Below are 14,438 nucleotides of genomic sequence, written 5' to 3'. Positions count from 1 at the left end.
GAACCGGGGCCGATCACCGAGGTGGTCGGCCCCGGTTTTCGTTTCCGCCGTAACGGCCCGGGCGAACCGCACGACTGTCCCCTTGCGACGCACACCCGTGCCGTGCCGGAGGGAGGACCGTGACGTCGTTCGACGCCCGGTTCCCGGACATCGCACTGGATCCGGCGCGGCTGCGGGAGATCTCCGGCCGGCTCGCGGACGCCGCGGATCTGTTGCGCCGCGCGGGATCCGCGCACGCCGACTCGGTGTCCTCCCCCGCGGACGATCCCGCCAGCCTGGGGTACACCGCGCGGCTCACGCCCCTGTTCGCCGCCGGGCAGGAGCACCTCGAGCACGAAACCGCGTACCTGAACGAGCTGATCGCGAAGACCCGCGAAGCGCTGCGGAGGCTGAGCGGGCAGGACGCCGACGCGGCCCGGGCCTTGCCGCCGGTCGGGCCCCGCTGACCCGGATTCGGAGGCCTTCTTGCTGTTCCCGTGGTCGAACCATCATGCGCAGGCCGTCGCGCACCGGGCCGCGCCCGCGTCCGTGCGCACGACGGAGGAGGCCGTCGCGTGGTCCGCCGACCTCGTGCGCCAGGGCACCGAGGCCAGGGTGGTCTCCGTCCAGGACCTGACGGGCATGGTCACGCGGGGCAGCGGCACCGAGTGGGCCCGGGCCGCGAAGACGGCGCAGGAAGCCGCGATCGCGCACCGCGAAGCCGCCGACATCCTCTACGACGTGCTCGCGCAGCTCGACTCGGCCTGGCAGGGCGGCGGTGCCGACGCGGCCGCCGTCAGCGCCCGGAGGTTCGGGCGGACCGTGGAGACGACCGAGTCGACGTTCGCCCGCAACTGCCTCAACATCACCGAAGCCGACCACGCCTTCCAGAACCTGCGGACCCAGCTGGCCCATCTGGGGCCGCGGCCGGAGAAGAACCTGTTCGACACCCTGTCGTTCTGGGACACCGACACCGAGAAGGCGATCACGGCCTACAACGGGAAGGCCGCGCAGTACCTGGAGCGGTACCACGCCTACGCCGCCCACCTCGACGACCAGGCTCGCGCTCTCAGGTACGACTGGGGCACCGAAGAACCCGAGGGCGCCACGGCGTCATCCGCTCGACCCGCTCGGGGTCCGCTGGGCACCCGCGGGGCAGCGGCCACCGCCGGGGCCTCGACCGGCCACCCACCCGGCGCACCGGGCGCAGCCGCGTCGCCGGGTGCGTCGCCGAGTGCAGTGCCGGGTGTGGTGCCGGGTGCCGCCGGCGCGCAGCTCGGCGCCGCGCCGGTGCCGGACGGAGCAGACCCCCACGTCGCGGCCGGTCCCCCGTCACCCGCCGGTGCTTCCTCCGCCGGGACGACCTCGGCCACCGGTTACGTGGTGACCGGCACCCCGGCGTCCCCGGCGACCCCGCAGTGGCCCGGCGGCACGGCGGCCTCCGCTCCGCCGCCGTCCGGCACCCCCTCCCCGGGGTTCGGCGGGGCCTTCCGCGGAACCCTGCCCGGCGGCCCGGCGGGAGCGGCCCGCGGTGGCGCGAGCGGTGTGCGCGAAGGTGTCCGTGGCGGTGGGCGTCCGTCCTCCCCGGGCTCGACCGCGCGGTCCCGGCGCGAGGACGACCGGGTGCACGAACGCAAGTACGTCCTCGACGACGGCTCCCTGTTCACCGACGACGAGCGCTACGCCCTCGTGGACCCCGAAACCGGCCTGACCACCGTCGATCCCACCATCGGCGCCTGAGCACCCGACCGGAGAACCGCCATGCCCGTCCTCGACGAGCCCGTCGTCCTGCCCCGGCTCGCGTTCCTCACCGCCTGGCGGATGCTGGACCTCGGCGAGGCCCCCGCCGCCCTCGGCACGGACCGGCACCACTGGATCCGCGAAGACGCGGTGCGGGAGCTCGAAGACCGCACGATGGCCGCGCTCACCCGGCTCGGGCTCGCCCGCAACCACCGCCTCAACGACCTCTGGCGCGGGTCGTTGCGGATCCTCGCGCACGCCGACCACGAGTTCTATTCGTGGACCGAGCACCGCGACGGCGGGTGCGGCGCGGTCCTGGTCGCCGCGCGCGAGGAGGAAGCCGTGCGGCTCGTCGCCGACGACGCGGCGGTGCTCGTCGAGCCCGTGCGGCCCGCCTGGCTCGCGACCAGCCTGCTCGACACCCTGCCCGACGCCGACGGCGCCGGCGTGCCGGATCTGGCGGTGCCGGACCACGCCCTGCCGGCCTGGCTGACGCAGGCCCCGCGCGACGCCGTCCACCAGCTCTACACCGCACGGCGCACCCGAGCCGGCCGGATCCGCTCCCGCCCGCTCACCGCACTCGACCTCACCGACGGCGGCCGCGTGCTGACCTACCCCGCCGAAGACCGGACCGTCGTGGTGACTTCGGGAACGCCCCAGGCGATCGTCACCCTGCTGAACGAGACCCATTCCGGGCTGGGCCGACCGGGCGCGGGCCGTTGACCGGTTTCGCGACTTTCGGGGGTATGGCGCGTTTGTCCCGCACCGACACACTGTGCGTGCCGGGTCGGTGACCGTGGGATGCCGAGCCTGGCGCCCATCCGTGCGGCCGTGAGGAGATCCCCCGATGGCGTCAAGGTCCCTGTCCCGGCTCGCCCTGGTGGCGGCCGGCACCCTGCTCGCGTCCCTGCTGGGGAGCAGCGCCACCGCGCAGCCCGCCGACACGCCCGTGTTCTGGCGCGTCCCGGCGTCCGCCGCGCAGGCCGCCGCCCTGACCGGCGCCGGGTTCGACGTCGAAGAGGGTGACGCCGGTTCGGTGTACGTCGTCGGCGGCCGGTCCGTGGCGGACCAGCTGCGGGGCCTCGGGTACCGCCCCACCTTCTACGACACCGTCTACAAGGAACTGCCCGCCCAGGCGAACTCCCTGGCCGCGGACACCTTCTACGGCGGATACCGCACGGTCACCGCGCACGAGGCCCACCTCACGAGCGTCGCCGCCGCGCACCCCGACCTGGCCACGAAGTACACGATCGGCCAGTCCTGGAAGAAGCAGCAGGGTCAGGGCGGCCACGACATCCAGGCGATCTGCCTGACCAAGAAGCAGACCGGCGACTGCACGCTCTCGACGACCTCGAAGAAGCCGAAGTTCTTCCTGATGGCCCAGATCCACGCGCGCGAGCTGTCGACCGGAGAGCTCGCCTGGCGCTGGATCGACTACCTCGCCGACGGTTACGCCACCGACGCCACCGCGAAGTCCATTTTGGACACCACCGAGGTCTGGGTGGTGCCGATCTCGAACCCGGACGGCGTCGACATCGTCGCCTCCGGCGGGAACTCGCCGAAGCTGCAGCGCAAGAACGCGAACAACACCCGCGGCGGCTGCTCCGGCACCAACATCGGCATCGACCTCAACCGCAACTCGACGTTCAAGTGGGGCGGCGACTCCAACTCCCCCTGCGCCGAGACCTACCAGGGCGCGAGCGCCGGCTCCGAACCCGAGGTGAAGGCGCTCGAAGGCCTGGCCCGCTCGATCTTCCCGGACCAGCGCGGCACCGGCAACAACGACCCGGCGCCGACGACGGCCAAGGGCACGATGATCACGTTGCACAGCTACGGCAACGACATCATCATCCCGTGGGGCTTCACCCAGGCCACCTCGCCGAACGACGCGCAGTACCGCAAGCTCGGCGCGAAGTACGCCGCGTCCAACGGCTACCTCGTCGGCACCAACGAGGAGACCGTCGGCTACGACACCAGCGGTACCACCGACGACTTCACCTACGGCGAGCTCGGCGTCGCCAGCGTGACGTTCGAGGTCGGCGGCTCCAGCGGCACCTGCGGCGGGTTCCTGCCGCGCTACACCTGCGTCGACAGCACGTTCTGGCCGAAGAACAAGGGCGCGCTGGTCACCGCCGCGAAGGCCGCGGCGGCGCCGTACCAGCAGTGATTCACCGGCGGCAGACGTAGATGCAGTTCTGCGGACGCGGGGACCCGAGCACGTCGACGTGCCGGAACCCCGCGTCCGCGAGCATTTCCGACGCCTTTTCGGTGCCCCACATCGCCCCCAGCGCCGCGCCGCCCTCGGCGAGCGACGTCGTGGTGCAGTACATCAGGCTGATCGAGTAGCACAGCGCGGCGAGCGGGTTGCCGACGTTCTTCTCCACGTGGCTGGAGAAGTTGGTGTCCACCATGAAGAACAGCCCGTCCGGCGCGAGCGCGCCGCGAATCCGCCGCAGCACGACGTCCGGGCGGTCCTGGTCGTGGATCGCGTCAAACGCGGTGATCAGGTCGTACGGCGGGTCGGCCGTCAGCTCGGCCGCGTCCCCCACCGCGAACTCGGCGTTGGGCAGCTCCGCGTTGGTCGCTTCCGCTTGTGCGACAACACCGGGATTGATGTCGACGCCGGTGAACCGCGACGCGGGAAACGCCCGAGCGGCCACCGCGATGGCGTTCCCGGTGCCGCAGCCCAGGTCGAGCACCCGCGCACCCTCGGTCAGCTTCTCGGTCAGACCGGGGACGGCGCCGAAGAACCCGTCGACCAGGTGCTCGCGGTAGATGTGCTTCCAGCTGTCCCCGGTCTTGGCGCCGAGCGTCTCGAGATAGGGCCCGTACGCCGACCGCGGCACCCCACCCCCCTCGGCGAAGCTGCGCTCGAGATCGGGCAGGATCCCGGTGAACGCGCTGAGCGTCAACAGCGACGGCATCAGGTTCGACGCCGTGTCGCCGAGCAGGAACTTCGCGTGCCCGGGCGGGAAGGTGTACTCCCCCGCATTGCAGGTGAAGATGCCGCCGGTGACCATCGCGCCCAGCCACTCGCGGACGTAACGTTCCTGCAGCCCGGCCCGCTCGGCGAGCCCGGCACTGGTCGCGGGCCCCCGAGCAGCCGCTTCGAGCAACCCGGTGCGATGCCCGAGCCCGATCAGCATGGTCAGCGCGCTGCCGGTCATGGTCGCGGTCAGATGCGCCGCGAAGTCCTTTTCCTCCATGCGGAGCGAGCTTACCCGCCGGGCCAACTGTCCGATGTGGACGGTTTTGCGCAGGTCACCCCGCCATGAGGGGCGCCCTCACGGCTTATCTGTCCCTAAGGGCGCCCTTCAGGACATCCGAGGGCCGTGCGGGCTGCTGTGAGGGGCACCCACAAGGCTTATCTGTCGCTAGGGGTGCCCCAGCGCCGAGGGCCAGGCGGGCCCGCTGCGAGGTCCCCTCAGGGCTTATCGGTCCCTGGCTGCCCGTCACGACATTCGACAACCGAGCGCCAAGCGGGCCACCGTGAGGGCGCCCTCATGGACTTCGGGCGCCGAAGGCCAGGCAGGCCCGCAGTGAGGGCCCTCAGGGCTCACCTGTCCCTGGGATGCCCCTCACGACATTCGACAACCGAGGGCCAAGCGGGCCACCGTGAGGGCGCCCCTCACGGACTTCGAGTGCCGAAGCCCAGGCAGACCCGCCGTGAGGGGCGCCTTCAGGGCTTATCCATCCCCGAGGGTGCCCCTCACGGCATTCGGTACCTGGGCGGTCAGGCGTCCTCGTCCTCCAGGTCCGCGTCGGCGAGGACCGCGTAGACCCGGCGGCGCGCGTCGGCGAGGATCTTCTTCACCTCGGCCACCTGGGCTTCGTTGCCGCTGTAGCCGACCTGGGCGGCCGCGCCGGACAGCTCGCCCAGGGCGTTCCACAGCGCGGCGAAGCGGTCGGCGTTCGGCTCGTCCTCGGGGGCGCCGTCGGACCACAGGGCGGCGAACTCCTCTTCACGGCCGGCAACGTGCTCGCGCCCGGCGTCGGTCAGCTCGGCGACGCGCCGGCCGCCCGACTCGACCGTGCGGACCAGGCCCTCGTCCTCGAGCTGCTGCAGGATCGGGTACACCGAACCGGGGCTGGGCCGCCACCGGTCCTGGGTGCGCCGCCGGATCTCCTGCATCAGCTGGTAACCGTGCCTCGGCTCCTCGGCCAGCAGCGCGAGCACGGCCGGCCGCACCGGACGCGCCGCCGGCCGCCCGCCACCGCGGAAGTCCCGCACCCGATGGAACGCGCCGCCGCCCCAGCCACCCGGGCCGCCGAACGACCCCGGCCCGCCCGGGAACCCCGGAAAGCCGCCGGGAACCCCAGGCGGCTGCGGCGGGTGGGGTGGGTGCGGCGGAAAACCCCCCGGCGGCCCGCCGCGCAGGTCGGGGACGCCGTCCCAGTCCTCGTGGCCCGGCATCCCACGCTCGTGGTCCGGGTGCCCGCGGTGCCCCGGGTGGCCGGGATGCCCCGGGTGCCCGTGGCCGCCGAAGGGCTCCCCGCCCCCGAACCCGCCGAACATCCGCCCCGCTCCGGTGTGCATCTCCATGGTGGCCTCCTCAGGCTCATCGTATCGCCGACATTCGCACGATATATCGCCGTTGGATCGACGGCAACTCTCAGCTCCCGGACTTGACCGCCAGCGCCAGCAGCTCCGCGGCCGGTCCGGCCAGCCGGCGGCCCGCCGGCCACACCGCGCGCAGCACCCGGCCGAGCTCGACGCCGTCGACCGCCACCGGCACCAGGCGGCGCCCGGCCAGCTCGCGGACGACGTCGAGGTCGCTGATCACCGCGGGCCCGGCCCCGGAGATCACGGCGTTGCGCACCGCCGACGCCGATCCCAGCTCCAGCAACGGGTGCACCGGCCCGGCGCCCGCGCGGCGCAACGCCGCCTCGACGGTCTCGCGGGTGCCCGACCCGGGCTCGCGCACCACCAGCGGTGTCGCGGCGAGCTCCGCGGCGGTGAGCGGACGCCGTCGCCGCGCCCACTTGTGCCCGGCCGGGACAACCACGACCAGCCGGTCCGTCGCGACCCGGCGAGTGCTCAGGCCCGGCCACGGCCCCGGCGACTCGACGAACCCGAGGTCCACCTTCCCGTGCGTGACGAGGTCCGCGACGTGCTCGGAGTTGACCACCTCGAGCCCGACGTAGGTGTCCGGCCCGGTCCGCTTCACCTCGCCGATCCACGCCGGCACGAAGTGCTCGGCCAGCGTCATGCTCGCCGCGACGCGCAGTTTCGCCCCGCGCTGGGTGCGCAGTGCCTCGGCGCCGGTCCGCAGCCCGTCCACCTCGGCCAGCACCCGGTGGGCCCAGCCCGCGATGACCCGGCCGTCCGGGGTCAGCGCCGAGCCCCGCCGCGTCCGGTCCACGAGGGACAGTCCCAGCTGACGCTCCAAAGTGGACAAACGTTTGCTCGCCGAGGGTTGCGCGATGCCCAGTGCGGTGGCCGCCTGGCCGATGCTGCCGAGGTCGCCGACGAGCACCAGCAGGCGCAGCGAGTCCAGATCCGGTCCGGTCATAGCTCCAGTCTATGACCTGGGCCGTCACCGACGGCTACCGGAACGCGCGCGCCCGGGCGACGCTGGGTCCATGGCACTCACGACGGCGAAACCGCTCCTGCCCGGCCTCGTGATCACCGGTCTGGGTGTCGCCGCCGCGTACGCGCTCAGCTCGGCGTGGCCGGTCGCCGGCGCGCTCACCGTCGCCGTGGTGCTCGGCATCGCCGTCGGGAGCACACCCCTGCTGGCCGACGAGCACCGGCAAGCCGTCGCGCGCGTCACGAAACGCCTGCTGCGCGCGGGTGTCGTCCTGCTCGGGCTGCAACTCGCCCTGCCGACGGTGCTCGGCCTCGGCGCCGGCACCCTCGCCGCCGTGGTGGTGACGGTCGCGGTCACCTTCCTCGGCACCCTCGGCCTCGGCAAGCTGGTGCGGGTGCCGCGCGGGCTCGCCCTGCTCGTCGCCACCGGCTTCTCGATCTGCGGCGCGTCGGCGATCGCCGCCATGGAGGGCGTCGTCGACCGCGAGGACTCCGACGTCGCGACCGCGGTCGCACTCGTCACCTGCTACGGCAGCATCGCCCTCGGGGTGCTCCCGCTGCTCGCCCACTGGCTCGGGCTGGACGCGGTCCGCACCGGCAGCTGGGCCGGGATCTCGGTGCACGAGGTCGCCCAGGTCGTCGCCGCGGCCGGGCCGGCGGGCGCCGGCGCGGTGACGATCGCGATCGTGGTCAAGCTGAGCCGGGTCGTGCTGCTCGCCCCGATGGTCGCGATCGTCGGCGCTGCCGAACGCACCCGCCGCGGCGGCCACGCGCCGCTCGTGCCGCTGTTCGTCCTCGGGTTCCTCGCCATGGTCGCCGTCCGCAGCACCGGACTGGTCCCGGCGTTCGCACTCGACGTCGCGAAGACCGCGTCCACCCTCCTGCTCGCGGGCGCGCTGTTCGGCCTCGGCTGCGCCGTCCGGCTCGGCCCGCTCCTGCGCGGTGGCGGCCGAGCCCTGCTCCTGGGTCTCCTGTCCACGCTTCTCGTGTTCGGGACCGGTTTCGCCACGCTGGCCGCGTTCACCTGATGTTTCCCTCCCGGCCAGGGATATAGCTCGTTATACGCCGGGTTGTACGGGTCTTGTACGGGCCGGGTCGACGCTTCCGCCGAGACGTAGGACGTAGAACGAACTCGTAGGGAGTCCCCCACCGTGAAGTTCACCCGTATCGCGAGAGGCCTGCTGGCCGGGCTGCTGGGGTGCGCGGCCGTGGTCGCCGTCCCGGCGTCCATCGGCACCGCGCAGGCCGACGTGACCAGCACCCTGGTCTTCACCAAGAACACCGAAGGCCACGACTGTTACCGCATCCCCACCATCGTGAAGGCCAACGACGGCGCGCTGCTCGCGTTCGCCGAAGGCCGCAACGACGGCGCCAGCGTCTGCAACGACCTCGGCGCGATCGACCTCGTGATGAAGCGCTCCACCGACGGCGGCAAGACGTGGAGCGCGCTGCAGACCGTCATCAAGGCCAACGGCGACACGAAGGGCAACCCGGCGCCGATCGTCATCCCGGGCAGCAACCGCGTGGTGCTGCTGTCGACGATGCAGTGCTACACCAACCCCGCCTGCGGCCGGATCCCGCGCGTCTCGCTCAGTGAGGACAACGGGAAGACGTGGGGCGCGCCGCGCGTGCTGACCACCGAGCTCGGCTTCTCCGCGGCGCCGAGCTGGCTGGCCACCGGGCCGTCGCACGGGATCGTGCTGACCCGCGGCGCGCACAAGGGCCGTCTCGTCGCCGGCATGAGCTACTCGAACATCGGCGCGCTGGTCTACAGCGACGACAACGGTTCCACCTGGCACCTCGGCGCCACCGACAAGCCGAGCGCCAGCACGATGAACCCGCAGGAGATCAGCGTCACCGAGCTGGCCGACGGCCGGGTCTACGCCGCCGCGCGCAACCAGGCCAACGACGGCGACAAGTGCCTGGCCGACGGCACGCACAACCGGGCGTACGCGATCAGCTCGGACGGCGGCGCGACGTTCAGCACGAAGTTCACCTTCGCCACCGACCTCGTCGCCCCGACCGTCGAGGGCTCGACGGCCCGGATGAGCGCCACCGACACCGGCGGCAAGTACGACCGGATCGTGTTCGCCGCACCGTCCACTTGCGACCGTCGCAAGCAGCTGCGGGTGCACTCCTCGTTCGACGAGGGCGGCAACTGGACGGGCACCGACGCGAGCCTGCTCGTGTGGGGCCAGGACGCGGCGTACTCGGACATGGTCCAGCTTTCGCAGTCGTCGGTCGGCGTGCTGTTCGAGGCGGGCCCGGAGCTGCACGCGAACGACACCATCCGCTTCGCCACGGTGACCGAAGCCGCGCTGGGCGCCCCCGCCTGCGGTGGCGGTTACGGCGTCATCGACTCGCAGCCGCTCGGCACGGCGGGCACGGTTTACCTGTCCTACAACGCTTCCAACGGGCAGAACTGCGTCAGCACGATGAAGAGCGCGTCCGCCGGGACGGCCACGGCGACCTCGGCGTTCCTGGAGGTCCAGGGCGCGGCGCGGCAGACCGACTCGGGGTCGTTCTCCTACTTCGCCGGCCCGGTCAAGGCGGCCGCGGCGAACAAGTGCGTCAAGTGGGGCGGGACGGCCGGCGGCGTGTCCTACACCAGCGAGTTCGAGCACTGCGGCTGATCCACCGGCGGCAGGACCCGCCCCCTGGCCGGGTCCTGCCGCCGTCCCCGTACCGCCCGGCCCCCTCGTCCGGGCGGTACGGGCGGTTCAGAAGCCGGTGCAGCTCGCGACGGCGCCCGGCCCCGCCGCGGTCGCCGTCTTAGCGTCCTTGCCGTCCACGACGACCTTGCAGGTCACCGAGCCGCCGTCGGGCCCGGCCGTCGCGGTGAACTGGGCCCCTTCGAGGAACCCGGTGGCCTCGACGGTCTTGGTCCACGGCACCGGGGCGGACAGCTCGGTGTTGATGAGGATCGTGTGCGCTTCGAAGGTGCTGTAGTCGATGTTGACGGCCTTCGCGTCCCCGCTCACCTCGTAGGTGATCGTGTGGTGCTGGGTGGCCTGGTCCTGGACGTCGGACACGGCCTTGCCGATCACCACCCCCCACAGCACGCTCACGACCAGGCCGAGCACCGACACGACGATGCCGGCGATCGTGAGTCCCCGGTTCGTCGCCTTCCCGGCGCGGACCCGCGCCAGGCCCACCGCCGAGAGGATCAGCCCGGCGACCGCCAGCGGCCAGGCGACCACCCCGGCGAGCGGGATCGGCGCGACCACCAGCCCGAGCAGGCCGAGGACGAAGCCCGCCGTGCCGAGGCCGTTGCGCGGCGGTGCCTGCTGGAGAGTGGAGTTGTCGGTCATCGGGTTCCTTTCGCCACTGCTTGACGGCGAGAAGGAAAGCAGTGCGACGCCGGGCTCCGCGTCATCCGCGGGACTCGACGCCGTACGACCAAAGTCGTCACCGGCGCCCGGGTGAATCGGCGGAACGGCTGATGGGCACCGCGCGGGCGCCTCGTAGGCTCTGCGCATGGAACGGTCCGGGCTGCGCGTCGTGTGCACCGTGTTCGCGGTGTTCGCGTGCGTGCTGGTCAGCACCGGGAACCTCGTCGGCGACGCGAGTGTCGCGGGCACCGAAGACCTCCAGCCGTCCGCGCTGATGGTGCTGAGCTGGCCCGTGGCGCTGGCCGCCGCGGTGCTGCTGGTGTGGCGGCACCGCTGGCCCGTCGTCGTCACGGGCGTCGCGCTCCTCGCGCCGCTGCTCATGCGCGGCGACTCCTTGGCCGCGCTGATCGCCCTGGCCGCCCTCACCGCGCACCACGCCGGCTGGCGGCGCTGGACCGGGACCGCGCTGGTCTTAGTCGCGACCGGGTTCGCCGTCTGGCGCGACGCCGGGCGCGTGACCGACCTGTCGCTCGCGGAGGCGTGGCTGTCCACCGAGACGACGACGTCGAAGCTGACCGGCGTGATCATCACGGCGCTGGTGTTCACGGCCGTGCCGTTCACCGTCGGGGTCGTCCGGTACAGCGTCCTCGAGACCCGCCGCCGCGACGTCGAAGAGCGGGCGCTGCGCGACCAGGTCGCCCGCCGCGAGGAGCAGACGCGGATCGCGCGCGAGATGCACGACGTCCTCGGCCACCGGCTTTCCCTGCTGTCGCTGCAGGCGGGCGCGCTGGAGGTCACCGCGGCGACCACGCCGGACGCGGCGGAGGCGGCCAAGACCGTCCGGACCACGGCCCGGCAGTCCCTCGACGACCTGCGCCAGGTGATCGGCGTGCTGCGCGACAACGGCTTCACCGACCGTGGCCCCGCGGGTCCCGGTGGCCCCGCCGAGCCGCCGCAGCCGACGTTGACCGATGTCCCGGAGCTGATCGCGGGTGCCCGGCGGGCGGGCCTCGCGGCGAACGTCACCATCCTGCTCGACCAGGCCACGACGGCTCCCGCGCCGCTCGGCACGGCCGCCTACCGGATCCTGCAGGAGGCGCTGACCAACGTCCTGCGCCACTCGCCGGGCGCGCCCGCGGAGGTCACCGTCCGCGGCGGGCCGGGCGCCGGCCTGGGGATCGAGGTCGTCAACCCGCTGCCGCCGCAGCCGGTGCCCTCCCCCGGCTCCGGCACCGGGCTCACCGGCGTCAACGAGCGGGTCTCCCTGCTCGGCGGCACCCTGACCGCCGGCCCCGGCGCGGACGGGTTCTTCGCGTTGCGGGCCTGGCTGCCCTGGGTGGCGCCGACGCCCTAGCATGGGCGGGTGAGCGTGCGCGTACTGCTCGTCGACGACGACCCGCTGGTCCGCACCGGGTTGTCGATGATCCTCGGCAGCACCCCCGACCTCGAGGTGGTCGCCGAGGCGGGCGACGGCGACGAGGCCGTCCAGCAGGTCGCCCGGCACGCCCCGGACGTCGTGCTCATGGACATCCGGATGCGCCGGATGAACGGCCTCGCCGCGACCGCCGCGGTGCTCGCCCAGCCGCGGCCGCCGAAGGTGCTGATCCTGACGACGTTCGACCTCGACGAGTACGTCTTCGAGGCCCTCGCGGCCGGCGCGAGCGGCTTCCTGCTCAAGGAGGGCTCGCCGCAGGAGATCATCGAAGGCGTCCGGGTGGTGGCCCGCGGCGAGGCGATGCTGTCACCGCGCACGACGAAGCAGCTGATCGGCCAGTTCGTGGCGGCGCGAGTCAGCCCCCGGCGGGCGCGGGCCCGTGCGGGCCTCGAGCTGCTCAGCGAGCGTGAACGCCAGATCGTCACGGCGGTCGCCCAGGGGAAGCCGAACGCCGACATAGCCGGGGAGCTGTTCCTCAGCGAGGCCACGGTGAAGACGCACATCACCCGGACGTTCGCGAAGCTGGACGTCAGCAATCGGGTGCAGCTGACCATCTTCGCCTACGAGGCCGGGCTCGTCACGCCGTGACGCGGCCCCGGGTGATCGTCCTCAATGGAGGGTCCAGCTCCGGCAAGTCCACCATCGCCCGGTGCCTGCAGGCGCTCTTTCCCGAGCCGTGGCTCACGTTCGGCACCGACACGCTCGTGGACGCGATGCCCGGGGCCGGTACGGACATCGACTTCGCCGCCGACGGTGCGGTCACGGTCGGCGAAGACTTCCGCGTCCTCGAAGCGGCGTGGATCGAGGGCCTCGCCGCGATGGCCCGGGCGGGCGCCCGGATCGTCGTCGACGAGGTCTTCCTCGGCGGCGCCGGGTCTCAGCGGCGGTGGCAGCGCGCGCTCGGCGGCCTGGCCGTGCTCTGGGTCGGCGTCCGCTGCGACCCCGCCGTCGCCGCGGAACGCGAAGCCGGCCGAGGTGACCGGATCCCCGGAATGGCCGCCCGCCAAGCGGATCTCGTCCACCGGGGTGTCCACTACGACCTCGAAGTGGACACCACCCACGCCGAACCCGAGGCGTGCGCCCGGGAAATCGCCGAGGCGGTCACTTCGCGGACGCCGGAGCCGTCGCCACCGCCGAGTCGCCGAACCTGATGCCCTTGGCCTCCTTGCCGATCGCGGTCAGCACCGCGACGGCGACCAGTCCGGGCACCACCGTCCACAGTAGAGCCGACGAGTACCCGTGCGACTCCGCGATCGCCTGCTGGATCGGGAGGTTGAGGGCCGCGAGGAGGTTGCCCAGCTGGTACGTCACGCCCGGGTAGAAGCCGCGGATCGCGTCCGGCGACATCTCGGTCAGGTGCGCGGGGATCACGCCCCAGGCGCCCTGGACCATCACCTGCATCAGGAACGACCCGAGCGCCAGCATGCCCGCCCCGTGGTCGAACGCGAAGATCGGGATCACCGGCAGGCCGAGCACCGCCGCCGCGACGATCGTGCGGCGGCGCCCCAGCCGCTCGGACAGCGTGCCGAACGTCAGGCCGCCGATGATGGCGCCGACGTTGTACAGCACCGCGATCCACGTACTCGTCGTCGCGGTCAGCCCGGCGCCGCCGTTGTCGTGTGCCTTGAGGAAACTCGGGTAGACGTCCTGGGTGCCGTGGCTCATCCAGTTGAACGCCGTCATCAGCAGGATCAGGTACCCGAAGCGGCGGATCACCTTCGGGTTCAGCAGCACGTCCTTGACCGACGTGCGCGTCACGCGCAGCTTCTCCCGGGTCGCCTCCCAGACCTCCGACTCGCGCACCCGGGCGCGGATCAGCAGGCTGATCAGCGCCGGGAAGATGCTGAGAACGAAGATCCAACGCCACTCGAGGTTCAGTGCCGAGTGGAACAGCAGGTACGCCAGCGCGGCCAGCAGGTACCCGATCGAATAGCCCACCTGCAGCAGTCCCGAGAAGAACCCGCGGCGCGCCACCGGGATCTTCTCCATCGCCAGCGCCGCGCCCAGGCCCCATTCGCCGCCCATCCCGACGCCGTAGACGAACCGCAGGATCAGCAGCACGGTGAAGTTCGGGGCGAACGCGCACAGCAGCCCGGCCACCGAGTACACCAGGACGTCCACGATCAGCGGCACCCGGCGCCCGACGCGGTCGGCCCACAGGCCGAACAGGAGCGCGCCGACCGGGCGCATCACCAGGGTGGCCGTCGTGATGAACGCCAGCTGCGTCGCGGTCGCGCCGAACGACTTGTCCTTGGCGATGTCCGCCAGGACGAACACCACGAGGAAGTAGTCGAAGGAGTCCATGCTCCAGCCGAGCAGCGCCGCGAGGAACGAGTTCCGCTGATCCGCTGTAAGCGCTTTCTTGGCCTGGGCCGGTTCCGCCTGCCGATCCGTCACGTTTGCCCCGTCCCGTCGGTTCTTC

The 14,438-nt window shown here is 72.5% G+C and carries 14 protein-coding genes; 9 read left to right on the top strand and 5 right to left on the bottom strand.

Features of this window, described 5'->3' with window-relative positions; translation table 11 throughout:
- Positions 1–119: 119 nt before the first annotated feature.
- From VA596_RS26295 to VA596_RS26280, 4 genes are all read left to right on the top strand, one after another.
- Positions 120–446 (top strand): hypothetical protein, encoded by a 327-nt coding sequence (locus tag VA596_RS26295; RefSeq protein ID WP_323330824.1) that lies wholly within the window; start codon positions 120–122, stop codon positions 444–446.
- A gap of 19 nt (positions 447–465) precedes the next feature.
- Positions 466–1,719, top strand: a complete 1,254-nt coding sequence (locus VA596_RS26290) for a hypothetical protein (RefSeq protein ID WP_323330823.1) — start codon at positions 466–468, stop codon at positions 1,717–1,719.
- A 21-nt stretch (positions 1,720–1,740) separates the two neighbouring features.
- On the top strand, positions 1,741–2,442 hold the full coding sequence (locus VA596_RS26285) for an ESX secretion-associated protein EspG (RefSeq protein WP_323330822.1): 702 nt from the start codon (positions 1,741–1,743) through the stop codon (positions 2,440–2,442).
- Positions 2,443–2,566: 124 nt separating this feature from the next.
- The gene (locus VA596_RS26280; protein ID WP_323330821.1) at positions 2,567–3,886 is read left to right on the top strand and encodes a M14 family zinc carboxypeptidase; all 1,320 of its coding nucleotides are present in this window, start codon (positions 2,567–2,569) and stop codon (positions 3,884–3,886) included.
- A 1-nt stretch (position 3,887) separates the two neighbouring features.
- Here the strand turns inward: VA596_RS26280 and VA596_RS26275 are convergent, their stop codons facing one another.
- The 3 genes from VA596_RS26275 to VA596_RS26265 all read right to left on the bottom strand — a co-directional run bounded on the left by VA596_RS26275 (position 3,888) and on the right by VA596_RS26265 (position 7,232).
- Positions 3,888–4,925 (bottom strand): class I SAM-dependent methyltransferase, encoded by a 1,038-nt coding sequence (locus VA596_RS26275; RefSeq protein ID WP_323330820.1) that lies wholly within the window; start codon positions 4,923–4,925, stop codon positions 3,888–3,890.
- 527 nt (positions 4,926–5,452) lie between these two features.
- Positions 5,453–6,262 (bottom strand): PadR family transcriptional regulator, encoded by an 810-nt coding sequence (locus VA596_RS26270; RefSeq protein ID WP_323330819.1) that lies wholly within the window; start codon positions 6,260–6,262, stop codon positions 5,453–5,455.
- 70 nt (positions 6,263–6,332) lie between these two features.
- A complete protein-coding gene (locus VA596_RS26265) occupies positions 6,333–7,232 on the bottom strand; it encodes a LysR family transcriptional regulator (RefSeq protein WP_323330818.1) in 900 nt (299 codons plus the stop codon).
- 70 nt (positions 7,233–7,302) lie between these two features.
- Between VA596_RS26265 and VA596_RS26260 the strand changes: the two genes are divergently transcribed.
- Together VA596_RS26260 and VA596_RS26255 are read left to right on the top strand one after the other, a co-directional pair.
- The gene (locus VA596_RS26260) at positions 7,303–8,277 is read left to right on the top strand and encodes a YeiH family protein (RefSeq protein ID WP_323330817.1); all 975 of its coding nucleotides are present in this window, start codon (positions 7,303–7,305) and stop codon (positions 8,275–8,277) included.
- Between the two features lie 123 nt (positions 8,278–8,400).
- Positions 8,401–9,882: a sialidase family protein gene (locus VA596_RS26255; protein ID WP_323330816.1), complete on the top strand. Its 1,482-nt coding sequence runs from the start codon at positions 8,401–8,403 to the stop codon at positions 9,880–9,882.
- An 87-nt stretch (positions 9,883–9,969) separates the two neighbouring features.
- On the opposite strand, the gene VA596_RS26250 is transcribed toward VA596_RS26255, so the two are convergent.
- Positions 9,970–10,560, bottom strand: a complete 591-nt coding sequence (locus tag VA596_RS26250; protein WP_323330815.1) for an MmpS family transport accessory protein — start codon at positions 10,558–10,560, stop codon at positions 9,970–9,972.
- A 166-nt stretch (positions 10,561–10,726) separates the two neighbouring features.
- Here VA596_RS26250 and VA596_RS26245 point away from each other — a divergent pair, with 166 nt between their 5' ends.
- Genes VA596_RS26245 through cpt form a run of 3 tightly spaced genes read left to right on the top strand, consistent with a single transcriptional unit; the run spans position 10,727 to position 13,167 of the window.
- Positions 10,727–11,935, top strand: coding sequence for a sensor histidine kinase (locus VA596_RS26245; RefSeq protein WP_323330814.1), 1,209 nt, complete (start codon positions 10,727–10,729; stop codon positions 11,933–11,935).
- 9 nt (positions 11,936–11,944) lie between these two features.
- Positions 11,945–12,604, top strand: a complete 660-nt coding sequence (locus VA596_RS26240) for a response regulator transcription factor (protein ID WP_323330813.1) — start codon at positions 11,945–11,947, stop codon at positions 12,602–12,604.
- Positions 12,601–13,167: a chloramphenicol phosphotransferase CPT gene (gene cpt, locus VA596_RS26235; RefSeq protein WP_323330812.1), complete on the top strand. Its 567-nt coding sequence runs from the start codon at positions 12,601–12,603 to the stop codon at positions 13,165–13,167. The genes VA596_RS26240 and cpt overlap by 4 nt, the downstream gene beginning before the upstream one ends.
- Here cpt and VA596_RS26230 read toward each other — a convergent pair.
- Entirely contained in the window at positions 13,118–14,413 is a 1,296-nt protein-coding gene (locus VA596_RS26230; RefSeq protein ID WP_323330811.1) for an MFS transporter, read from the bottom strand. The two genes, cpt and VA596_RS26230, sit on opposite strands and share 50 nt — an antisense overlap.
- Positions 14,414–14,438: the final 25 nt, after the last annotated feature.

This window comes from Amycolatopsis heterodermiae (genome assembly GCF_034929455.1).
Lineage (GTDB): Bacteria > Actinomycetota > Actinomycetes > Mycobacteriales > Pseudonocardiaceae > Amycolatopsis > Amycolatopsis heterodermiae.
Note: the sequence above shows the minus strand (reverse complement) of the source record. Positions and strands in the feature narration are given on the sequence as shown.